Origin of the sequence: [Anoxybacillus] calidus (genome assembly GCF_013760845.1) — a bacterium.
GTDB classification, from domain to species: domain Bacteria; phylum Bacillota; class Bacilli; order Bacillales; family Anoxybacillaceae; genus Paranoxybacillus; species Paranoxybacillus calidus.
On record NZ_JACDUU010000002.1, the window covers coordinates 311,355 to 334,424 of the forward strand.

The window sequence follows — 23,070 nt, forward strand, 5'->3', positions numbered from 1 at the left end:
TCCATGCATAGTTCTGCTCTTTTTTGTTGCCGCTTAAAAACTTGGGTAACTTTCTATAGGATAATATTTATGAGCACTAGACAGGGTGTTGACCATCTCACATAAAATTTCAATCGCCTGTTTTAACTCTTCTTGAGGAAGTCCAGCATAGCTTATACGGATATATTGATTCGGTACATGTGTCGGAAAGCAAGCGCTTCCTGGTAAAAATGAAAGTTGTTTCATATGACAATATTCCAAAAGAAGATCAGCATGAACATGTTGAGGCAATTTTACCCAAATGGTATTTCCGCCATTCGGTGCACGAAAAGTCAGCTGTGATGAGTGTTGATGCAATAATTGGATACATTGTTTTCCGCGATTCTTTAAATCCGTTCGCAAGTTTTGCAGAACGTTGTTTAATTCTTTCGATTGTAACAATCCCGCGATAATTTTTTGCGTTAATAATGGCGAGCCTAAATCAGAAATGCTTTTAGCCGCGATAAGCTTTTCTAATAAAGGTCCTTCCGTGACTAACGCACCGATGCGGCAAGCAGGCGATAAAAATTTGCTGAACCCTTTTAAATAAATGACATGACCGGACGTATCAAAACTTTTAATCGGAGCAGGAGGTTTTTCTTTAAAGTACAGTTCACTCCAAGGATCATCTTCTAGAATGAGAAAATGATAGCTTTCGGCAATATCGACAAGTTCTTTTCGTTTTTTCACGCTTAAGGTAGTGCCTGTTGGATTTTGAAAAGTTGGATTAATGTAAAGTAATTTCGGGTGATATTGATCACAAAGTTTTACGAGCATTTTTGTATCAATTCCATCATGCTCGACGGGAATAGGGATAATTTGCGCTCCTCTTGATTTAAAAATATCGATACTTCCCGGATAAGTAGGAGCTTCCATAAATACAACATCATTAGGTCCGATAAATGTTTTCGCCACAAGTTCAATACCTTGTTGCGCTCCGCTGACCGCTAAAATATGTTCCGGTGCAACCGAAAGCTGTTTCGTTCGCAGATAATCGCTTACCGCTTTTCGGAATTCCATGTCACCGTTGGCACTGCTGTATTGTCCTAACAGTTGTGGATGCTGTTCGATCACTTGCATGGTCACTTTTTTGATCCACTCTGTATGCAAGAGGTTCCCGTTAATACAGGCGGTTCCTAAATGATAGCGGATATTTCGCAGCGGTTGTGAGATGGATAATGATTGGGCGCGCGGTACATAATCAGGGATAACCATATGCCAATTCGTGTGTGTATCGTCAATATCTTCTTTTAGATGAGTGGATTTCACGAATATTCCTTTACCTTGAAAGCTTTCGACGTATCCTCTTTGTTGCAGTTGTTGATATGCTTTCTGCACGGTCACTAAAGAAACGCCTAACTCTTTGGAAAGCTGTCGAACAGACGGAAGCCTCTCGCCATCTTTCATTATTTTTGAAGAAATACGGTCAATAAAATACTGACATATTTGCTCATGAACGGGGAGATTGGAGTGTCGTTTCAAATGAATATTCATCACCAACATCCTTTAACTGTTATACTATAAGTTTTACTGTTATATATCGATTGTATCATTATATAAATAAAAATAACATGAAAAGGTGATGAATATTTATGGTTTTAGTAGGTTATCTTACGATGTGTCTTATTTTCGGTACTACATTTTTAGTGATTAAAATCGGTTTGGAAGCGGGATGGACACCGTATTTTTCCGCTGGATTTCGTTTCTTTATTGCCGGATTGCTTGTCGTGATATATGGTGTTGCAACAAAACAATTTCAAACTCCAACAAAGAAAAACTTGATTGAATTTCTTATAACAGGTTCATGTATGACAGGTATAACATTTGGAACACTTTATTGGTCGGAACAGCATATTCCTTCAAGTTTTGCTGCTCTATTATCGGCGACCGGTCCGCTTTTTGTTTCGTTGTTCCATTCGAGAATGGAGAAGGTAAAAATCACACGGGCACAGTTTGCGGGATTAGCGTTAGGGTTCCTCGGAATTGGCTTGATTACGGGACCGTCGCTCTCAGTCGAATTTAATTTATTTTGGCTTATTGCTTGTCTAGTCATTATCATTGGCGAAAGTTTTTACGCATTCGGCACGATTTATTCGAAAATGGTGTTAAAACAAGGTGTATCCCCGCTGATGTTAAATGGATATCAAATGTTATTCGGCGGACTGTTATTAATCATCCTTTCTTTTGCATTTGAAAATCCCAGTTTTTCAGGAATTAGCTATAGTGGATGGATTTCTCTTTTATATTTGATTGTGATTGGCTCTGTTTTAGGACACGGTTTATATTATTGGCTGATCAAAAAAACAAACCCAGCCTTTCCTTCTACATGGCTCTATGTTTCTCCGTTTATTTCACTCGTGCTTGATATATGGATAAAAAAAGAGGTGTTCCATCCTCTATCGATTATTGGTGGCATTGTCATTATAGCAGGCGTATATTTCATAAACAGTCAAACTTTACGAGAAGCTTTTGCAAAGAAACCAAAAAGTATTGCTTCATAAGTTAGCATCAAAAGTTGAAATTGTTACAACAACATAGTTAGTTTCCTCCTTGTTCATTTTATACTTATGCATTTTTTGAGCAAGGAGGAAGCAGGATGTTTCTTTCACTAATGATGCTGGCATTTGCTGTATGCATGGATAGCTTTGAGATTGGATTTACGTATGGATTACGAAAAATGAAAATTCCGTTGCTATCCATATGTATCATTGCACTATGTTCATCGATTGTGTTATTCCTATCGATGCATTTCGGCACGCTATTAACGAAGTTCTTTTCTACTGAGCAAACGGAAATGGTAGGTGGTTGTATCTTAATCGGTATAGGTTTCATTTCCATTGTCAATCTATTTCGAAAAAGTAACTCATCTGCTGAAACGGTTGACCTTGATCAATCTGGAATCATTACTGGAAAGGAAGCATGGCTTTTAGGGCTTTTTATGTCAATCGATGCAGTTGCTGCGGAGTAGGTGCGGCATTTATTGGTTTTTCTCCATTTTTGACAACAGCTGTCATTGCTTTTTTTAATGTTTGGTTACTATTTTTCAGTGTTAAGCTAGGTGAACTATCATCAAACAGAGATATAATCAAGAGATTGTCATTTCTTCCAGGAATGCTGTTAATCATATTTGGTGTATTAAAAATCTTAAAGCCCTAATGAATTGTTCCTCCTTTGGCTATACTAAACAAAAATAAAGGAGGAATTTTTTATGTTTAAAGGCGCACCGTTTTGGTCAGGGATTTTATCTGGAGGAATTTCACAAATGGAAGATGTGAGGTCGTACATAAAAGGAGAAATCGACAGAAAAGATTTAACGGTTTATACGATGCGAAATATTACCGGAGCAGCAGGAATCATGGCGGGAATGGAATATGGTGCATTGGTAGGAACTATGGTGTTTCCAGGAATCGGAACGTTTGTTGGTTCCTTGGTTGGATACATAGTGGGAAACAGAATTGGTAGTACGATTGGATACAAAACAGGAGATTTTCTTGTAAACGTGAAACGCCACGAGTATTTATTAGAAAACAGAGAAAGGTTACAGCAACCTGTCTTAAAATAAAAAACGAGCTTAAAATAAGCTCGTTTTTTAATGCAATTGTTGTTCAATTTCTTGTAATTTTTGTTTAATCGACTGGTCATTTAATACATTATAAGCTTTCAACGTTTCATCTTTTTTTGCTGGTTCAACATCATCAAATAAATGGCTCATTGATTCCTTTGCACTTTGCATAACTTGTTGGGTTTTCTCCATTCCGCTTTCAATTCCTTGTTTCATCATCTCACCGCTGCTTTTTATGACTTCAGTCATATCAGGCAGCATCATCATTTCCTTTTCTGCTTTTGCTTCTTCCATAATAGAACCAATTTGTTTCCGAACTCCACTCGTTAAACCTTTCATTTGGTCTCCTAAAGCTAATACAGCACCGGCTCCTTTCACTAATAGTTTTCTTGTCCCTCTTCGTGCTTCAGGGGATAGAGCGAGAAGAAGTGTTACAGAAGTTATCGCTAAACCAACAGGGTTGCTGATAAATTTTTTTATCATCCATCTAACCTCCTTGTAGATTCTAAATTATAGTTATGGACAAATGGCTCTGATTTTATTTCTATTCTTTTCAAGTTTTTTGTTTTTTTGCACGCATAGCGCATAGAAAGAAAAATCTTGTCTAAACTAGCATTTATACAAAACGTAAAACGCACGAAGGGGGGAAAAACAAGAGAATGAATGAAATATCGTTTAAACCAAGAGATATCCACATTCTCCCTGGCAGGGTAAGGTTTGAATTGTTTGGTTTGAAGCATAATGCACAAATTGCAGAGAAATTTGAGGCGATTTTCTCTACTATAGACGGAATTATAAAAGTTCATGCGAACAGCGCTACGGGAAAAGTGCTGTTATTTTATGATGCAGAAAAAATCAGCCTTGAAATTCTTTCGCTATTTATTCGAAAGTTTGAAGAAGTGTTGTTTAAGAAGAAATATACAGCCGAAGAGCAGGAAGGTATTCAAGAACATACAGAGGCAACCTCGGCTATCTACGAAGAAGTTGCAGCAGTGGCTGAAAGTCCGAGTATGGAAGGAACTTCTTATTTTGAAGCGATTCCTTATGAAAGAAACACGACTGCCTCAGAGGAAAGAGTCCCACTTCCACTCGCATTATCGGTGACAGGACTCGGAGTGCTAGGAATCAAACAGTTGTTTTGGGGAAGGTCAGCATTAGCAAGACACCCGCTTCCGTTTTATTTGAGCGGTGCCATTGCCATTACAACCGGTTATCCTTTTTTGAAAAAGGGATTGCAAAAATTTGAACAAAGAAGAAAACTAAATCTTGATTTACTGCTCGGTGCAAGTTCATTAGCTTTAGCATTGATTCGCGAAAATCTCATTGTCTTAGCAGGTATCAGCATTCTTCAATATTTAAATTGGAAACGAAAACAAGAGTTGAAAACAGACACGGACATATTGGATCAAGATTATGTCTCACCGGAGATTGAATCATATGGTCGACGGATGAGCAGATTTGGTATTGCCGCTGCGGGAGTAAGTTTGGCTGTTACGCGAAATCCGCTATCGGCATTAGGTGTATTATTGGCGGCAAATCCACGTCCAGTATTAACATCGACGGAATACACTTGGAAGCAAGCAGATTATGTAGCAAGGAAAGCGCAAAAGTGCCTTCCAGAGAACGGTTCAATGTATCAATTATCACAAACGAAAGCAGTCATCTTTGATGATGCATCGCTTATTGTTCATAATGGAAACATCAGAGAAGAAACAGATGCTTATTTTCGGGAACTGCGGCCAGGTACGATGGTAGCTGTGTTGAAAAACCGAAAAAATGTGGATCTTTACGGCTTAGCAAGCTATTTATATGATAAGTATCAATTGAATTTTACCGAAATCAATGAAACATTCCCTAAACAAAGACATGAAGTGTTATTTGTTACGGAAAAAATTATAAATACATCAGAAAATATCGTTTCCTTTTATCCTTCGATCGAAATCAGCAAATTACCTGAGCTTGCGAAAAGCTGTCATCAAGCAAGACAGCTAGACAAACTAGTAAAAAGAAACGCAAGGCTCACATCGATTTGGAATGTAATTGGAACAATCATTGCTGCTCCTTTATACGTTAGTGCTCCACTCATTAATTTATTTGCCGATGGGCTCACATTAAGCCTTTTATCAAAAGCAAAACGATGGACGGAGCGTAATCTTGGAGTTGAGAAAAAAGAGTTAAAGCACGAAGGACACGGAAATGTTGAAGTTCTTCCATGGCATGCGATGGACGCCGAAGAGCTTGTTACGTATCTTCAAACAAATAAAAAACATGGTCTAACCGATGAACAAATCGAAGCGGCGTTGCGAACATATGGCTATAATCAATTGCAATCGAAAAAACGTCCGCATTGGATCAAGAGTTATTTAGCACAATTTAAGGAATTTACAACCATTATATTGGGAACAACCGCTTTATTAAGCATGGTTTCAGGGCATCTCTTTGATGGATTAGCGATGACGGTTATTCTCATGCTTAATGCGGGAATTGGCACGATTCAAGAGCGAAAAGCGGAGCGTGCGGTTGAAACGATGGCGCAGTTTGTTCCGCCAAATTGTGTTGTCATCCGCAATGGAGAAAGAAAAGAGATTCCTGCTGATGAATTAGTTCCTGGAGATATTGTTGAATTAGAAGCAGGGGACCGCGTTCCAGCCGATATTCGCTTAATTCAAGCAATGAATGTGGAAGTGAACGAATCGTCGTTATCAGGAGAGTCACTGCCTGTACGTAAAAATGTTGAAACAGTAGGTAAAGACGAAGCACTATCGGATCGAACGAATATGCTCTATATGGGAACACATTTGACGCGCGGAAAAGCCATTGGTGTTGTTGTACAAACTGGTCGTCATACGGAAATGGGACATTTAGTTTCCTTGTTGAGTGAGGAAGAAGACCAAGAAACCCCATTACAAAAACAAGTCACTTCTATCAGTAAGACATTTATGAAAGGCGCACTCGTTGCTGGAGCTGTTGTGTTTGTTGCCGGTTTATTACGAGGAAATTCGATTTCACAAATGATTACCACTTCATTGGCACTCACTGCATCCGCGATACCAGAAGGCTTGCCAATGACGATTACCATTGCACTAACCGCGGGCATTTTTCGCATGGCAAAGAACAAATCGCTTGTGCGAAAACTTTCTGCTCTTGAAACGTTGGGAAGAGCAACGATTATTTGTTCGGATAAAACAGGAACGTTAACAAAAAACGAAATGACGGTGAAGAAGATTTCGACCGTTAATGCTGAATTTAACGTGACGGGTGATGGTTACAATCCAGAAGGAAAGATTCTTGATGAAAATGGAATGGAACAAGAATCAAAAGAATTAGAAAAGCTGTTGAGAATCGGACTATTGTGCTCAAATACGACATTACAGCAAGAAAATGGACGATGGGGAATTAAAGGTGACCCAACAGAAGGTGCAATTGTTACATTAGCAGCAAAACGCAACATCCTTATTGACAATCATAATCGATGGAAACGATTACATGAAGTGCCATTTGACTCTTATTCAGGAATGATGACGGTTGTTTGTAAAAATGAAGACAACCATAAAGATTGCTATGTGATGTCAAAAGGGTCAGTGGAGAAGATTTTAAATTACTGTACACATTATCAAAAAAATGGTCGGAAATATCCGTTAACAAAAGATATAAAAGAAAAAATTTTGCAGAAAAACGAAGAATACGCGAAGCAATCTCTACGGGTACTAGGATTTGCTTATCGTCCAATCGAGCATAAAGAAGGGGAAACTTGCTTTGACAATCTTCATGAACAATTAATTTATGTTGGTATGGTTGGAATGATTGACCCACCTAAACCTGAAGTAGAAAAATCTATTCGTGAAGCGTTGGAATTAGGCATTAAGCCAATCATGATCACAGGAGATCATCCAATTACTGCGTTAGCGATTGCCAAACAAATCGGCATTTGCGATGGAAGCAAAAAAGTGATTACGGGTACAGAACTAGAGCAAATGTCTGATGAAGAATTAGAGGTAATCATCGATGATGTTTGTATCTTTGCTCGAGTGACACCAGAGCATAAGCTCCGCATTGTTATGACATTGCAAAAACAAGGTCATATCGTCGCCATGACGGGTGACGGTGTCAATGATTCTCCTGCGATTAAGCGTGCCGATGTCGGGATTGCGATGGGGCAAACGGGAACACAAGTAACAAAAGAGACAGCTGATATGGTACTGAAAGAGGATCACTTCGGTTCGATTGTTGACGGTGTCAAAGAAGGGCGCACAATTATCGGTAATATCCGCAAAGCACTTGGTTGCTTGCTCAGTGGAAATTTAGCGGAAATCATTATCACGAGCATAGCCGTGATTGCTGGAATGCCACTTCCAATTGTACCAATTCAAATTTTATTGATGAATTTACTGACAGATGCATTACCAGCAATGGTATTAGCGGTCAATCCAGGGAATAAAACAAAGCAGACAAAACGTCAAGAAATTGCTGATGCGTCGTTGTATAAACAAGTCGTTACACGCGGCGTATTATTAGGCGCGGGTTCATTAGGTCTGTTTGCTTTAAGTCTTGCTGGTGGTGCATCATTAGCAACAGCAAGAACGATCGCCTTTGCTACATTAGTGGCAGGTCAGCTAGTTCAAACATTCTCATGGAGACAAGCAGATTCAAAAGAAAACATTCGCGACTGGTCAAAAGATCGTTTCCTTGTTAGCGCACTAGGAGTTTCTTGGTTGTCACTATTAGCAACGATTTATATTGGCCCGCTCAATGGTGTGTTCGGTACCGTTGCGTTACCAATTGCTGCGTGGGCACCAATATTGGCGGTTGCGGGTAGTTCAGCGGTGTTAGCCAAACCAATTGCTCGTATGTTCGAACGTACACAGCCAGCTGTAGCACCACCAAGATTGTCAGTGGCTTAGGTATAAAACGACCAATAGTAACCAATAATATATTAATAATGCCAATAGGAGGAAAAAATCGTGCAAAGAGGGTTGCAGCGTTTGATTGTCGGTTCTGCGCTTGTCATCGCATCAACGGTCATACTACCAATTGCGAGAGAAACATTACGACCAATTATGAAGGATTTATCTAAACAGATGAAATATCTTCTTGTGTCTACGAAAGAGGGCATTGAGGATATTGTTGCGGAAGTGAAATTTGAACGGATGAAAAAGCAATTAGATAAAGATATGGTTATTGATTGTGAAGTAATCATTGAAGAACCGGAAAGAGAACGTATTTTCAGTTAATTCGAAATGGTGAAGGAGGGGAAATCGTGAAAGAACAAGATGAAATGGTAATCAGTCATTTAAGGCAGGCTCTCTCTCATTTGGATACCGCCTTAAATATGACCATTGAATCTCTTCGTGAAAATCCTGATTCAAAAAAGACAGTTGGTTCGATTTGGGAAGAGTTTCTTGGAACATTTTTTGGAAAAGTACGCAGGAAAGGAAAAGAAAGTAATATCAACCTTTTAAGCCTCATTTCTTTTCCAAAGCTACGGAAGTTTTGATGATAAAGCAGTCCATAACGGGCTGCTTTTTCTTTTTAATAAATTGTTCAATATTTGGATTTATATAGTAGCTATTCTTTATTTGTCTGTGATATATTATATAGGTGTAAAAATCAATCTACAAATTTCTGCAAATTATGCTAGTATACGACAAAGGCAAACCTTCCGAAAGGTTGGGACGCAAAGCCATGGGTCTAAGGCTCGAAGGAGCTATGATTGCCAGGCTGCCGGATAGCTTCTTGGCGGCTATTCAGCACTGAATAGTCTTTTTTGTTTTTTGTACATAACCCATTGTCCTTGTTTGTGTGTGGCAGCGATACCAATTTTTCAATGTAAATGGCTACTTACTTTATTTATTTTCTGAACATAAAGATAGAGTTGAAAGATTGGAGGAAAACAAGTATGAAACTCACGGTTAGGAAAAAATTATTTGCGGGATTTTTGTCGGTTTTAATCATTTTATCATCTATTGTAGCAGTAAGTTTTTACCAAATTTCCAAGGTTGACCGTACATACAACAAACTTATAGAAGAAGACGCCGAACAATTATTGATGACAAAAGATTTATTAATTTTGATGAGAAAAGCACAGTCTAGTCAACGCGGCTATCTGCTTGCTGGCGACGAAACATCTTTACAAATCTTTTCCAAAGCTCATGATGACTATCAGGCGTTAAGTAAAAAACTAATGGAGGCAAATATCGATTCGAAAGAAAAACGAATCCTTGAAGAATTAAATGAATTAGAAGAGGAATTTTATCAATTTAGTAATGAGCTTTTTGAGTTGAAGAGACAAAATAAAACAGCTGAATACAGCGCTCTCGTTATAACAAAAGGGCGGGAGTTATTAAATCAAGTTGAAGAAAAAGTGGCGGAATTAGAAGATTATGAAAAAGCGATATTAAGCTCAAACAGCAAAGCAACATCTGCGGAAGTGGAATCTGTTAAATCATTTGTGTTAACGTTAGCCATTATCTCGGTGATTGCTGCCATCATCATTGCTTTATATATTGGCCATATTATTTCAAGTCCAGTTATAGCGATTGCAGGTGCCGCTCAAAAAATTGCTTCCGGCGATTTGACAGTAGATGAAATCAAAGTAAAAAATAAAGATGAAATTGGTGATTTGGCAAAATCATTTAATCAAATGGTGAAAAATTTGCGTGAATTGATTCATCAAGTTGCATCAAGCGCCGAGCAAGTGGCGGCATCCGCAGAGGAGTTGACAGCAAGTGCGGAACAAACAAGCAAGGCAGCTGAACAAATTGCGGCTACTATGCAAGAGGTGGCCGCTGGTGTTGATAAACAAGTGCAAGGCGTCGAAGAAACATCACAAACCGTGAATGAAATGTCCATCGGTGCCCAGCAAATTGCAAGCAATGTTCAAAATGTATCTTCTATTGCTGTGGAGACGGCAGAAAAAGCAACTCATGGTGGAAAAACCATTGAGGTTGCTATTAAGCAAATGAACTCGATTAATGAAACGGTGAATGGACTAGCAGAAGCTATCAAAAGTTTAGGAGAACGCTCGAAGGAAATCGGTCAAATTACGAACGTTATTACTGGAATCGCTGAGCAAACGAATCTTCTTGCCTTAAACGCAGCGATTGAAGCGGCAAGGGCAGGAGAACAAGGCCGCGGGTTTGCTGTTGTAGCTGACGAGGTACGTAAATTAGCGGAGCAATCAGCTCAATCGACGCAACAAATTTCTCAATTAATTTCTGCGATTCAAGAAGAAACAAATAAGGCAGTTCAATCGATGGAAGCTGCAACAAAGGAAGTAGTAGAAGGGATCGGAGTTGTGAATACGGCAGGAGAATCTTTTCATCAAATTCAAAATGCGGTTGATGAAGTTACTTCGCACATTCAAGAAATTTCGTCTGCGATTCAACAAATGGCTGCTGGTACAGAACAAATGGTGCAATCGGTGCAGCAAATCGCGAAAGTAGCAGAAACTTCTGCGGCAGGAACACAAGAAGCATCTTCTGTAACGGAAGAACAATTAGCATCAATGGAAGAAATTTCGTCTTCTGCTGAATCACTTTCTCATATGGCGGAAGAGTTACAAATGTTAATTGGGAAATTCAAGATATAAAAATGAGCAAGAGGCTGGCTTATCCATTACCTGAAGTCAGCCTCTTTATCATTTTTAAATGTTGTTTTCATGAATTTTGACTTTCAAAGTTTCTTATTTTGTATAACATGACAAAAAATTGTCAATAAAGGTGATAGATTATAAAGAAGGCAAGGAGATTAACAAATGGCATAAAAAAGAATGATGACATTTTGAGGAAGTTTTATTTTAGGATTGGGTTTACCTGGCGCGTTTGATGGGATTGTTTTTCATCATCTTTTGTAATGGCATCGTGTATATATGCAATACGGATTGACAAGGGTAAATTATTAGCGACGGTCTTTTTCACGCTTTTACAACGATTGCGCTTATGTGGGGAGCAATTATGTTTTGGCATGCTGGAAACCCTAATAGCATTGAACGAGGAAAACGCCTTCTTTTGTCAGGGGTATTCATCGGTGGCGGAACGTTTAATCTTGTTGAAGGCATCATCGACCATCATATTTTGCGAATCCACCACGTAAAGTAAGGCGACCCAAACGAATTATTTTATGCTTTGGCGTTTTTAGTTTTGGGATTGATTCTTGTGCTCATAGGGATGGCGCTCAAACATAGCACCGAAAATAAGAACAGCAACTATGAACTCTCTAACTAAAAAAGACAATCACCATCTTTTATGATAAACTTTTAATAGTTTAGTGTGACATATTTAGATAGAAAGTAGAGGTTCTTTCATGGGAGAGAAGCTGGTTGTTATTATTGGACCGACGGCGGTGGGGAAAACGAAATTGAGCATTGAGCTCGCCAAACGGTTAAACGGAGAAATTATTAGCGGTGACTCGATGCAAGTATATAAAGGAATGGATATAGGTACAGCGAAAATTAAGCCGGAAGAAATGGAAGGGATTCCTCACCATCTCATTGATATTAAAGAGCCGACCGAGTCCTTTTCTGTTGCAGAGTTTCAGCAGATGGTGCGCCCGCTCATCAGTGAAATTACAAAGCGCAATAAGCTGCCAATCATTGTTGGAGGAACAGGGCTATATATCCAATCCGTCATTTACGACTACCAGTTTTCCGATGCTCCGTCTGATGACGACTATCGACGCAAGTTAGAAAAATTCGCTCAGGAACGGGGTGTTGTTGCGCTTCATGAAAAACTAAAAGAAATTGATCCGCACAGTGCTGAGCGGATTCATCCGAATAATGTGCGTCGAGTCATTCGTGCGATGGAAATTTTCTATTGTACTGGCAAAACGATGACGGAGTGGCAGAAACAGCAAACCCCAGATTTGTTATATGATGTAGCATTAGTAGGTCTTACGATGGAGAGGGAGCAGCTGTACCGTCGCATTAATGAGCGGGTCGATCAAATGATGGCTGAAGGACTTCTTGATGAAGTGAAAACATTATATGAAAGCGGCGTTCGTGATTGTCAATCGATTCAGGCAATTGGTTACAAAGAAATTTATGAGTATTTAGACGGCCGCATTTCATTGGCGGAAGCGGTTGAGCAGCTGAAACAAAATTCACGACGTTATGCGAAGCGCCAACTAACGTGGTTTCGCAACAAGATGCCTGTTCAGTGGTTTGACATGACCGATTTATCGGACTTTCCAACGAAAGTGGAGGAAATTTTACACTATATTGCAGGAAAGCTTCAATTAAAAACGAATATATAAGTATAGGTAGAGAGAAAAGAGGAGGCCGAATCATGAAAAACACAATTAATATTCAAGATCAATTTTTAAATCAATGTCGCAAAGATGGGACACAAGTAACGGTGTACTTATTAAATGGCTATCAATTGCGAGGTTGTATTAAAGGGTTTGACAATTTTACGGTTCTTTTAGAAGTAGATGGTAAGCAACAGCTGATTTATAAGCATGCCATTTCTACGTTTGCTCCGCTAAAAAATGTCCAGTTTGAAATGGAATAAAGGAAACAAAAATCACTTACTCTTTATAGGGTAAGTGATTTTTTATTCGTAAAAGTCAGTGGACACGAATAGGATATATAAATAATATTTCTCGGGAAAGCGCAGAAATAGACAATGATTGTCGAAGTATGCAAAACATTGTGATGCACGCATCTTTTTTAGGCGGGTGTCACAAATCGAAATCATGTTACGTATATTAACCAAGAGATGAGAAGGAAACGGTGCTTAATAAAGTTGCCGCTTTAAGAAGTTAAAGAGAGGTGATAAAGCCTTGTCGGAACTAACGATGAATAAAACAAAAGGACAGATTAATATTGTATTAAATTCGAAAAATATTAACCATTTAGTAAAAGATGAGAAAATGGAGCGAATCGATTATGATCAGCACACGGTATTAAAGGAGATTCAAAAGGAGCTTGACCAGCTTATTGGATTGGGTAATGTAAAAAAATTAATCAAAGAAATTTATGCTTGGCTGTATATTAACAAGGCGCGGAAAGAGAAAGGATTAAAGTCAAACAAACAAGCATTGCATATGATTTTTAAAGGAAATCCTGGGACAGGTAAAACAACAGTAGCGCGTTTATTAGGGAAGTTGTTTTTTGAAATGAATGTGTTATCAAAAGGTCATTTTATTGAAGCAGAGCGGGCTGATTTAGTTGGTGAATACATTGGTCATACGGCTAATAAGACAAGAGATTTAATCAAAAAAGCACGCGGCGGCATTTTATTTATCGATGAGGCCTATTCGTTGGCGCGTGGCGGTGAGAAAGATTTTGGAAAAGAGGCGATTGATACATTAGTCAAAGGGATGGAAGATTATTGTGAAGACTTAGTTGTCATCCTTGCGGGGTATCCAGCAGAAATGGATTATTTCCTTTCTTTAAATCCAGGTTTGCCATCACGATTTCCTCTTATGATCGAATTTCCTGATTATACAGTTGATGAATTAGTGAAAATCGCAAAGCAAATGCTTCACGAGAGAGACTACGAGTTTACAATCGAAGCTGAACGCAAGCTATATAACCATATTGAAGAATTGCTGGAAGGTCGATCGGGCGGAAAATTCAGCAATGGGCGTTACATCCGCAATTTAATTGAAAAAGCGATACGGAAACAGGCAGTGCGCCTGTTACATGAAGGAAGATATGATAAAAAAGAGCTAATGTTAATCCGGGACAGGGATTTAATAAGCGGTTAAAGCGAAATAAAACACCTTTTATACAAGGGTGTTTTATTCTTTTACAAGGAAATTTTCTTTAAGGAGTAGAAGTAATATTATTGTGGAAAGGAGATGACTATGCACAAATACGAGGCAGAAAAATTGCTGAAGATCTTATTTAATGTGTGGAGCAAGCAGTCAAGTACGAAATGGTGTAAGGAAAATCCAGCGAAAGGGCAATGTGGTGTTACCGCTTTAGTTGTGCAAGACTTATTTGGCGGAGAAATTTTCAAAACTCCGACTGTCGGAGGATGGCATTATTACAATCGCATCAATGGCGAGAGATACGATTTTACAGAGTCACAATTTAGCGAACCGATTAAATATTTGGACATACCATCTAGCAGAGAAGAAGCATTTTCCGATACGAATATGAGTCAATATTCGTATTTGAGAAATAGCGTGCTGAAGGCTTGGAAAAACGGCAATTTCAATTAGAAAATCAGCGAGTATTCTTTTAATAAATGGCTCTGTTAAAGCCTAGTGTTGGGTTTCGCCTTTTCTTATTCAACTAATGAGCAGGATATTGAAATGCAACTGTTTTTTAAAATCAGCAAGGAAAAAATCAATATTAAGAAATGAGGGGACACTATATGAAAAAACATATTTTGAGCTTTATAGTTACATTTCTTGTATACTACCTCCTTATTTCTTTGCTTAATCATCAGTGGAAAGATACCATTGTAGATGCTCTGTTTTTTGCTATTGTTTTTGAACTGTTATCCATATTATTTGATGTTTGGCAGAACAAACGCAAAGCAAACAAATAACAGTTATTTACACTAATCCGGGATCGATAATTTAATAAAGAGTAACAAACCCCACATAATCATAGGTGGCGTTTCTATTGATTGGAAATTAACAACAAACAATAACAGAACCTAATAAATATATGCAATAAAATCAAGCAAGAAGCTTTTGGGGGAGAGAGTTTTGGAAATTTATACTGAACGTTTATTCATTGTTCCATGTACTTTAGAGAATTACTCCAAATTATCCAACCAATATAATATGGGACCTCATATTGAAATGTATTTGGAGCAATTAAAGAGAGATTCTTCCGTTAAAGGCTGGGGCGTTTGGTTTGTCATACTTAGGAAGAATCATCAAGTGATTGGTGATATTGGATTCAAGGGGAAGCCTAATGAACAAAAGACAGTGGAGATAGGGTACGGTATCATTCCGACTGCACAAAATAAAGGTTTTGCAACCGAAGCAGTTCAAGGATTAATTGATTGGGCATTTTCTTCTGGACAAGTAGAGAAAGTGATTGCTGAATGTTTAGAGGACAATGTTGCATCCATCAGAGTTCTTGAAAAGGTGGGAATGGAAAGAACGTTTGCTAAAGATGAAATGTTATATTGGGAATTAGAGAAACCTTTTAAGTAGCGGAAATCATTCATTATGAAAAAAGATAAGAAAAAGCATGGGGCTGACTCATAAGTGTCTGACTTCATGTGCATTTCACAAGATATCGTTCATGAATCCAATGTCATGTCCTATATATTGAGTTGTGCGGTCTGACACTTTGCTGTTGGGTTAGCCTTATTTTATATCTCAAAAATCAACATGAAAATTTAACAGAGTCTTTTATTAAAAAAACAAAAAATTCAGAGTATAAAGAAGGAATATTTGTGTTGAGGGTGAAATATTTTATTACAGCTACAGCAAACAAGCTGTATTCTTTTGTGTAAGCGTTTACGTAAAAGGAAGGGGGAATAATAATTTGTATGTAACGTTAGGTGAATTGTTCGCACAAACGGTTCGGAAGTTTCCGAAGAGGGAAGCGATTGTTGATATTAGAAGGAATTTGCGTCTCACTTATGAGCAGTGGGATACTGAAGTGAATAAACTGGCAAACGCCCTTTTGGCATCAGGTGTGCAAAAAGGTGATCGTGTATCTACATTTTTATTTAATACAAGTGAGCTGGCAACCGCTTTTTTTGCATGTGCAAAAATCGGGGCCATCTTCAATCCGCTCAATTTCCGTTTAAAAGCCCAGGAAGTTGCCTATATACTAGAAGATGCTAAACCGAAAGTAGTCTTATTCGAGAAAATGGTTCAACCCCATGTAGCAAGCATCCAAGCTGATTTTCCGCATATCTCTTTTTGGTACATCAATGAAGATACCCCAACATATGCAGTGAATTATCATGAACGTGTAAAAATAGCTCCATCGATATCTCCGCAAATCCAAGTTTCAGAGAATGATATATACGCAATTATGTATACGAGTGGTACAACCGGTAAACCAAAAGGCGTCATGCACCGCCACCGCGACATGGTGGAACAAAGTTTGATTTGTCATTCTATCATGAGAATACGTGAGACAGAACGTGGACTTGTTACAGCACCGATGTTTCATTGTGCTGAGCTGCATTGTTGCTTCTTACCGCGCGTCCATGCAGGAGCAACCAATATTATTCTCCATCATTTTGATCCAAAAGAAGTATTAGAAGTTATCGAACAGGAAAAAGTGACAATCCTGTTTGCGGCACCGACAATGTGGAACATGCTTTTACAAGAGCGGCTCGAAGATTATGATTTGTCATCGCTTCGCGTCGGTTTATACGGTGCCGCGCCAATGGCTCCTGTACTTGTTAAGGAATGTAAGGAACGTTTAGGAATCGATTTAATTCAAGCCTATGGCATGACAGAAATGGGACCAGCAGTGACGTTTCTCTTAGAAGATGAGCAGTTCACAAAAGCAGGTTCTGCCGGCAGGCCTTGCCTTAATCATGAAATTCGCATCGTAAGACCGCGGGAAGACGGCCCATCAGACCCTGATGATGTATTGCCGCCTGGAGAAGTTGGCGAAATTCTTGTAAAAGGGCCGTGTATGATGGTCGGTTATTACAACCGTGAAGAAGCTACCACGAAGGCGATGTATAAAGGATGGTATCATTCCGGAGATTTAGGCTATATGGATGAAGACGGGTATTTATATGTCGCTGACCGCGTCGATGATATGGTGATTAGCGGCGGTGAAAACATCTATCCACGCGAAGTAGAAGATGTGCTGTATGAGCATAAAGGCGTCTTAGATGTTGCTGTTCTCGGTGAGCCTGATGAAAAATGGGGAGAAAAAGTCATTGCTTTTGTAGTGAAGAAAGATCCGAATTTAACGACGGAAGAGCTTGAAGAGTTTTGTAAAAACAGTGATAAGCTAGCTGCTTACAAGCGTCCGCGTGCCTATTATTTTGTCGACAGCTTGCCGAGGAATGCAAGCGGAAAAATTCAAAAATTTTTGCTGCGGCAAAGAGTGAGAGAAGCAGCAAACATTATAGAAGGGGAGTTGCGATGACGGCCAGATATATTCGCGAAGAGCATCACATTTTTCGTGATGCTTTTCGCAAGTTTTTAGAAAAGGAAGCATATCCATATTTTCATGAATGGGAAAAACAAGGCATCATTCCGCGAGAGTTTTGGCGCAAAATGGGAGAACAAGGATTTTTATGCCCTTGGGTAGATGAACAGTATGGTGGATTCAATGCCGATTTTGCCTATTCTGTTGTTATTAACGAAGAATTAGAAAAAGTCGGCTCAAGCATGATCGGCATCGGATTGCATAACGACATTGTCGTTCCTTATCTCTCAGAATACGGAACGGAGGAACAAAAAAGAAAGTGGCTGCCTAAATGTATTTCCGGAGAAATCATTACCGCGATTGCCATGACAGAACCAGGAGCAGGATCCGATTTAGCAGGGATAACGACGACAGCTGTGAGAGATGGAGAGCATTATATTGTAAATGGTCAGAAAACATTTATTACAAACGGAATACATGCCGATTTAATCATTGTTGTCTGCAAAACAGATCCTAAAGCTGTTCAGGCGCATAAAGGAATCAGTTTGCTTATTGTTGAGCGGGACACGCCAGGTTTTACGAGAGGACGAAAATTAGAAAAGGTAGGTTTGCATGCGCAAGATACAGCAGAATTATTTTTTACTGATGCAAAAGTGCCGGCAGAAAATTTGCTTGGTGAAGAAGGAAAAGGATTTTATTATTTGATGGAAAAGCTTCAGCAAGAGCGCCTTATTGTCGCTATCGCTGCGCAAACGGCAGCTGAAGTGATGTTTCGCTTAACGAAAGATTATGTAAAAGAACGCACAGCCTTTGGCAAGAAAGTCAGCCAATTTCAGACCGTACAGTTTCGTTTAGCGGAGATGGCGACGGAAATTGAACTAGGAAGAACATTCCTTGACGACCTTATTGAGCTTCATATGAAAGGAGAAAATATTGTTACAAAAGTGTCAATGGCAAAATGGTGGATTACGGAAATGGCAAAAAGGGTGGCGGCAGAAAGCATGCAGCTGCATGGCGGTTACGGCTACATGGAAGAATACGAGATTGCTAGACGCTACCGCGATATTCCGGTAAGTGCCATCTATGCTGGGACAAATGAAGTGATGAAAATGATTATTGCAAAAAATCTTGAACTATAACGGGAGGAAAGACAAATTATGCTGTTAGATGGAATGAAAGTGCTAGATTTCTCGCACTATATCCCTGGACCATTTGCCAGTCTCCGTCTCGCTGATTTCGGAGCGGAAGTGGTGAAAGTTGAGCCGCCCAATGGAGATTTAGCCCGTTCGGAAGAGTTTAATAATATTTTTCAAGCAAACAATGCAAATAAGAAAAGTATTTCGCTTAACTTAAAAGACCAACATGATTTAGAAATAGTGAAACAACTAATAAGGAAAGCAGACATACTCATTGAAGGATTTCGCCCTGGTGTCATGAAACGATTAGGTCTTGCCTATGACGACGTCAAGAAAATCAACGAAAAAATCATTTACTGCTCGATAACAGGATATGGCCAACAAGGAGAGCTTGCATTACTCGGAAGCCATGACATTAATTATATGTCGCTGAGCGGAGTTCTTTCTCAATTAAAGGACAAGTCAGGCAAACCGATTCATCCATCGATCACGTTAGCGGATATGGTTGGCAGTTTTGTTGCTACTGAACAAATTTTAGCCGCACTTTATGCGCGAGAAAGAACGGGAAAGGGAATGTATATCGATGTATCATTGCTCGATGGCCTTCTTTCGATGATGAACAACCATTTTATGATAGAGCATGATAGCGGCTTGCAAAGAGGAATGGAACAATTAGCTGGCACCATCGTCTCGTATTACATATATGAAACAAAAGATGGACGCTTTGTCAGTCTTGCTGCATTGGAACGAAAATTTTGGGAGCATTTTTGTATCGCGTCACAGAAACAAGAATGGCTTGATTTTCACCAGTCTCCTGCAAATGAAAGCAACCCTGTCTTTGTGGAGATTTGTCAATGGTTTAAAAGCAAAACGTTGTCAGAATGGATAGAGTTTAGCCGGAAGGTTGATTGCTGTTTAACTCCCGTGCTGGAAGTGCATGAAGCGAAAGAATGGTTTTCAAAGGAACATAGCCGAAAAATGGTCGATATTCATGACGATCGTATCCATATTGCAACAAGATATGATTGTCAAATCTTTCATAAAAGAGCACAAGCCCCGAAATTGGATGAGCATCGCGAAGAAATTATAAAAAGATGGAGGAACTCATAAAAAGATGTATGATGGACATTCCATTAAATATCTCGACAATGCTTGAGAGAGCAGAAATGTTTTTTGCGAAAAAGCAAGTTGTTTCGCGTACAAAAAATGGAATTGCGCACCATACATACAGAGAAATAGGGAAGAGAACAAGAAGATTGGCAAGCGCGTTAAAAACAATCGGTGTTGGAACAGGCGATCAGGTCAGAACATTTGTTCGGAACCATCATCGCCATCTCGAAGCGTATTTTGCGATTCCAGGAATGGGAGCCGTATTGCATACCATCAACATTCGTCTTTCGCTCAATCATATTGCCTATATTATTAACCATGTGGAAGATAAAGTATTATGGATTGAAGAAGACTTAGTGTCTTCCATTGAAAAATACAATCTAACACAATATGATAAGGTCGGAAAGAAGAAACCAGTGAAAGTTGCAGCTTAAAAAGCAGAACTTAATGTTTACATTGTTAAGAAAAGCGATACGCTTACTGCGATTGCGAAAAAATATAAAACAACGATGCAAAGCCTTGTGAAGCTGAATAACATCAAAAACCCTAACTTCATTAAAGTCGATCAGAAATTGAAATTAAAGTAACCCCTGCCGTTTTTGGTGGGGGATTTTTAGCTTTGTTAAATGTCTCTGTTATTGAATAAACTTATGTTAAATAGTGCCTGGAATAATGAAATCTAATTCAACAAAGGATGGGTATTCAAATGGACAAATGGGGTTGTATTACAGGGGGATTTATAATGGTGCTTATTCCTATTCTATTTTTAAGCTTCCACATATCTATGAAGGAAGAGGAACAAGAACTTGATTCCTTCACCTTTAAAAAAAGCGAATCTCCAAATCTCATCAATATTATTGAATTTAGAGAAATGACTTACACAGAAGATCCTTATACTGTTCTTTATTCCATGAGAATCTATTATGGAAAACGGGGCAGTATTCTAAAGAAGTATAAAGAGTTTAAGCCTGGCAACAGCCCTATAGATATAAACGATGACTTTAAAATTCATTGGGAAAATGACGAACTAGTTACGATAGATGCAATAAGGAAAAATGAAAAAGGAGAGTCTTATTTAGTGGAAACTTTTAAGATTGATCTGTCTCAGTAAATCAACATAGTTAATTAACAAAGCTATTTTTAAATAGGCTCTGTTAAAGAATGTTGTTGATTTTTTTGTTAAACTAACGAAGCAGGTTACTTGAAGAAGGCTATTCTAACATCTAAAGAGAAAGTTAATAGTATAAGTGCTTTAAGGGGGTGGAAAAATGAATGTAGAAATTGAACTTATTTCTGAAAAATCCATATCTGATATTCCAGTAGCTGGAGGTTATTTTCCCTTTGCTATTGATGGAAAGACTCCTTATATTATTGACTTCTTTTTTTGGGAAAGAGAAGTAGAAGAAGTGGAAAAATTTTTTTCTAACTGGATGAATATTTTAAATCAATATCCAATGTATGTTTTCTTTGAGGGCTATGACTTCCAGCAAGAAGAATTTGAACGAGATTGTTTAAAACACAACATTGAATATGAATTATTCCAACGGAAAAAACGTGATTTTTATGATAACTACCAATGAACAATTTAATGTGATACTTCCCCATTTATACGGTAATGGAAGTATGAATAACTTTGCTGGGTGGTCTTTAGAAAAAGATGTCTTTAGCCTCGGTAAAAGAGATTTTAAGACATTCTTGGGTACAAAAAAGTTTGAAACACCAATTATAACGATTTCGGAAAATACCACAATTTTTTGGGTTGGATACGATGGGGACAATGTAATAGCCCTTTCAAATGATGAAAAATTTTCAAAGTTATCTTCTGTAATAAGTACTTTACCAAAAGATATAAATTTTACAATTGTAGAGTGCTCCGAGTAATTACAATTTTTATAAACGAAAACCTTTATTCATATTCTACTAACAGGGGCGTTAGTTTAATAAGAACTCAAAAAAGGACTCATTGCGGTCCTTTTTTATTTGCTAAATTATCAACATGATCGTTTAACAGAGCCTTTAAATAAGAAAAGCCTTTCTTATTCGAGAGGGGGTCAGTTTGTCGACAAAGCTAACAAGCTGAACCTTCTATGATATTTTGTTGTATTACATCTTTTCTTCATATTTTGAAATTAGATATTCATCGTTTCCGACTAGTCCTAGCTTAAACGCTTTATTGACAATTTTGGCTGCCTCTGTTGAAAAAAAGGCATTTGTACCGTACTTCAATTTGTCTTCAAGTATTTGTTTATGATATTTTGAAGTTTCTCTAGATAAATTTTTGTTAACAACTTTATCCTCTTCAATCGCTTTTTGGAACTCTACGAAATTCATCGATTTATTTTGTCCTTCTTTCCCTCCAAAAGGCTCACCATTTCGAATATGATTTATAAACTTAGCTTCTAAAGTTAATTGTGTATATGCGGCAAAAGTAGCTTTATTGATGTTCATAATTGTCATCCTCTGCTTTTAAAAATTAATTTAATTTCAATAGTTATATCGGAAATAATTCGGAAAAATTAATCAGTTTTTTTAAAATTAGTTAATCAGTAATGGAAATAAATAGATTTAAAACAAAGATTATATATTAAAAATTAAAAATTTCATTGAGGGATTTTTATTTAGAGAAAATGTATGACAATGCTCCTAATCAATGGATCTAAATCAGAGCTGATCTCTTTTAATGTAATATACCATTTTACATAAATTAGGATTGTTAGAAATGCAATTAAATAGTATCTATATCTCTATATCTATTAAACAAATGTGGAATTTTCTTATCAGTTGATGAGTTTATCCAAGCTAACTCTTTTTAAGAACATACCTTAAAAGTAGGGATTGAATATTTAGCAATCCCTTCATACTCAATAGGAGGTGAAACATTTATGTGTTGGGGATATGGAAGATATGACGGTGCAGGATATGGATATGGTGGCTACGGTGGCGGTGGCTTCAATTTTGCGTTGATTGTTGTATTGTTCATTTTATTAATTATTGTAGGAACTGCTATTTGGAGCGAATAATAAGCCTAACGATCTTATAAAAAACAGACTGCTTACCATAAATAGGAGGTGTTAGATATGAACACTTTTACCTTAGTTGTTATCTTATTCATCCTGCTTATCATTGTAGGATGTTCTTGTACAGGTTTAGGCGGTTATTAATTCCCCACAAGGTGACATTAACCTCTCTTAATTTCCTCATTTAATCGG

Annotated in this window: 25 protein-coding genes, 1 pseudogene and 1 riboswitch; of the genes and pseudogenes, 23 read left to right on the forward strand and 3 right to left on the reverse strand. The window is 38.1% G+C overall.

Annotation, left to right across the window (positions count from 1 at the left end; all coding sequences use genetic code 11):
* Positions 1-33: 33 nt before the first annotated feature.
* Entirely contained in the window at positions 34-1,512 is a 1,479-nt protein-coding gene (pdxR, locus tag HNQ85_RS05810; protein WP_181536818.1) for a MocR-like pyridoxine biosynthesis transcription factor PdxR, read from the reverse strand.
* A 98-nt stretch (positions 1,513-1,610) separates the two neighbouring features.
* On the opposite strand from pdxR, the gene HNQ85_RS05815 reads away from it, so the two are divergent.
* The 3 genes from HNQ85_RS05815 to HNQ85_RS05825 all read left to right on the forward strand — a co-directional run bounded on the left by HNQ85_RS05815 (position 1,611) and on the right by HNQ85_RS05825 (position 3,580).
* Positions 1,611-2,519: a DMT family transporter gene (locus HNQ85_RS05815; RefSeq protein ID WP_181536819.1), complete on the forward strand. Its 909-nt coding sequence runs from the start codon at positions 1,611-1,613 to the stop codon at positions 2,517-2,519.
* A gap of 95 nt (positions 2,520-2,614) precedes the next feature.
* The gene (locus tag HNQ85_RS05820; RefSeq protein WP_181536820.1) at positions 2,615-2,986 is read left to right on the forward strand and encodes a manganese efflux pump; all 372 of its coding nucleotides are present in this window, start codon (positions 2,615-2,617) and stop codon (positions 2,984-2,986) included.
* A gap of 240 nt (positions 2,987-3,226) precedes the next feature.
* Entirely contained in the window at positions 3,227-3,580 is a 354-nt protein-coding gene (locus tag HNQ85_RS05825) for a hypothetical protein (RefSeq protein ID WP_181536821.1), read from the forward strand.
* A 27-nt stretch (positions 3,581-3,607) separates the two neighbouring features.
* Here HNQ85_RS05825 and HNQ85_RS05830 read toward each other — a convergent pair whose 3' ends face one another.
* Positions 3,608-4,063, reverse strand: a complete 456-nt coding sequence (locus HNQ85_RS05830) for a hypothetical protein (RefSeq protein WP_181536822.1) — start codon at positions 4,061-4,063, stop codon at positions 3,608-3,610.
* 176 nt (positions 4,064-4,239) lie between these two features.
* Here HNQ85_RS05830 and HNQ85_RS05835 point away from each other — a divergent pair, with 176 nt between their 5' ends.
* The 18 genes and pseudogenes from HNQ85_RS05835 (at position 4,240) to HNQ85_RS05925 (ending at position 21,742) form a co-directional block, all read left to right on the forward strand.
* Complete coding sequence (locus HNQ85_RS05835) at positions 4,240-8,481, forward strand: cation-translocating P-type ATPase (protein ID WP_181536823.1); 4,242 nt, start codon at positions 4,240-4,242, stop codon at positions 8,479-8,481.
* A gap of 60 nt (positions 8,482-8,541) precedes the next feature.
* A complete protein-coding gene (locus HNQ85_RS05840; RefSeq protein WP_181536824.1) occupies positions 8,542-8,811 on the forward strand; it encodes a DUF5132 domain-containing protein in 270 nt (89 codons plus the stop codon).
* A gap of 26 nt (positions 8,812-8,837) precedes the next feature.
* Positions 8,838-9,074 carry a hypothetical protein gene (locus tag HNQ85_RS05845; protein WP_343046483.1) on the forward strand — a complete coding sequence of 79 codons (237 nt, stop codon included), beginning with the start codon at positions 8,838-8,840 and terminating at the stop codon, positions 9,072-9,074.
* Positions 9,075-9,219: 145 nt separating this feature from the next.
* A riboswitch (cyclic di-GMP riboswitch) is annotated at positions 9,220-9,306 on the forward strand.
* A gap of 170 nt (positions 9,307-9,476) precedes the next feature.
* Positions 9,477-11,168: a methyl-accepting chemotaxis protein gene (locus tag HNQ85_RS05850; RefSeq protein ID WP_181536825.1), complete on the forward strand. Its 1,692-nt coding sequence runs from the start codon at positions 9,477-9,479 to the stop codon at positions 11,166-11,168.
* Positions 11,169-11,475: 307 nt separating this feature from the next.
* A complete protein-coding gene (locus tag HNQ85_RS17430; protein WP_409994120.1) occupies positions 11,476-11,676 on the forward strand; it encodes a DUF2243 domain-containing protein in 201 nt (66 codons plus the stop codon).
* A gap of 205 nt (positions 11,677-11,881) precedes the next feature.
* The gene (miaA, locus tag HNQ85_RS05860) at positions 11,882-12,829 is read left to right on the forward strand and encodes a tRNA (adenosine(37)-N6)-dimethylallyltransferase MiaA (protein WP_181536826.1); all 948 of its coding nucleotides are present in this window, start codon (positions 11,882-11,884) and stop codon (positions 12,827-12,829) included.
* A 32-nt stretch (positions 12,830-12,861) separates the two neighbouring features.
* A complete protein-coding gene (gene hfq, locus HNQ85_RS05865; RefSeq protein WP_181536827.1) occupies positions 12,862-13,086 on the forward strand; it encodes an RNA chaperone Hfq in 225 nt (74 codons plus the stop codon).
* A gap of 271 nt (positions 13,087-13,357) precedes the next feature.
* The gene (gene spoVK, locus HNQ85_RS05870; protein WP_181536828.1) at positions 13,358-14,287 is read left to right on the forward strand and encodes a stage V sporulation protein K; all 930 of its coding nucleotides are present in this window, start codon (positions 13,358-13,360) and stop codon (positions 14,285-14,287) included.
* A gap of 99 nt (positions 14,288-14,386) precedes the next feature.
* Positions 14,387-14,746, forward strand: coding sequence for a YunG family protein (locus HNQ85_RS05875; protein ID WP_181536829.1), 360 nt, complete (start codon positions 14,387-14,389; stop codon positions 14,744-14,746).
* 155 nt (positions 14,747-14,901) lie between these two features.
* Positions 14,902-15,078: a hypothetical protein gene (locus HNQ85_RS05880; protein ID WP_181536830.1), complete on the forward strand. Its 177-nt coding sequence runs from the start codon at positions 14,902-14,904 to the stop codon at positions 15,076-15,078.
* Between the two features lie 163 nt (positions 15,079-15,241).
* Positions 15,242-15,697 carry a GNAT family N-acetyltransferase gene (locus HNQ85_RS05885; protein ID WP_181536831.1) on the forward strand — a complete coding sequence of 152 codons (456 nt, stop codon included), beginning with the start codon at positions 15,242-15,244 and terminating at the stop codon, positions 15,695-15,697.
* A 337-nt stretch (positions 15,698-16,034) separates the two neighbouring features.
* Positions 16,035-17,612: a fatty acid--CoA ligase gene (locus HNQ85_RS05890; protein WP_181536832.1), complete on the forward strand. Its 1,578-nt coding sequence runs from the start codon at positions 16,035-16,037 to the stop codon at positions 17,610-17,612.
* Complete coding sequence (locus HNQ85_RS05895) at positions 17,609-18,754, forward strand: acyl-CoA dehydrogenase family protein (RefSeq protein ID WP_181536833.1); 1,146 nt, start codon at positions 17,609-17,611, stop codon at positions 18,752-18,754. The genes HNQ85_RS05890 and HNQ85_RS05895 overlap by 4 nt, the downstream gene beginning before the upstream one ends.
* Positions 18,755-18,775: 21 nt before the next feature.
* A complete protein-coding gene (locus HNQ85_RS05900; protein WP_181537005.1) occupies positions 18,776-19,861 on the forward strand; it encodes a CaiB/BaiF CoA transferase family protein in 1,086 nt (361 codons plus the stop codon).
* 8 nt (positions 19,862-19,869) lie between these two features.
* A pseudogene (locus HNQ85_RS05905) lies at positions 19,870-20,232 on the forward strand (AMP-binding protein); the annotation flags it as partial.
* Positions 20,233-20,603: 371 nt separating this feature from the next.
* On the forward strand, positions 20,604-20,972 hold the full coding sequence (locus tag HNQ85_RS05915; RefSeq protein WP_181536835.1) for a hypothetical protein: 369 nt from the start codon (positions 20,604-20,606) through the stop codon (positions 20,970-20,972).
* Positions 20,973-21,129: 157 nt separating this feature from the next.
* Complete coding sequence (locus HNQ85_RS05920) at positions 21,130-21,441, forward strand: hypothetical protein (RefSeq protein ID WP_181536836.1); 312 nt, start codon at positions 21,130-21,132, stop codon at positions 21,439-21,441.
* Positions 21,425-21,742 carry a hypothetical protein gene (locus tag HNQ85_RS05925; RefSeq protein ID WP_181536837.1) on the forward strand — a complete coding sequence of 106 codons (318 nt, stop codon included), beginning with the start codon at positions 21,425-21,427 and terminating at the stop codon, positions 21,740-21,742. Before HNQ85_RS05920 ends, HNQ85_RS05925 begins: the two co-directional genes overlap by 17 nt.
* A gap of 222 nt (positions 21,743-21,964) precedes the next feature.
* Here HNQ85_RS05925 and HNQ85_RS05930 read toward each other — a convergent pair whose 3' ends face one another.
* Positions 21,965-22,309: a hypothetical protein gene (locus HNQ85_RS05930; protein ID WP_181536838.1), complete on the reverse strand. Its 345-nt coding sequence runs from the start codon at positions 22,307-22,309 to the stop codon at positions 21,965-21,967.
* 434 nt (positions 22,310-22,743) lie between these two features.
* Between HNQ85_RS05930 and HNQ85_RS05935 the strand changes: the two genes are divergently transcribed.
* Together HNQ85_RS05935 and HNQ85_RS05940 are read left to right on the forward strand one after the other, a co-directional pair.
* Positions 22,744-22,881: a YjcZ family sporulation protein gene (locus HNQ85_RS05935; protein WP_181536437.1), complete on the forward strand. Its 138-nt coding sequence runs from the start codon at positions 22,744-22,746 to the stop codon at positions 22,879-22,881.
* 57 nt (positions 22,882-22,938) lie between these two features.
* On the forward strand, positions 22,939-23,022 hold the full coding sequence (locus tag HNQ85_RS05940; RefSeq protein ID WP_181537007.1) for a YjcZ family sporulation protein: 84 nt from the start codon (positions 22,939-22,941) through the stop codon (positions 23,020-23,022).
* The last annotated feature ends 48 nt before the right edge of the window (positions 23,023-23,070 follow it).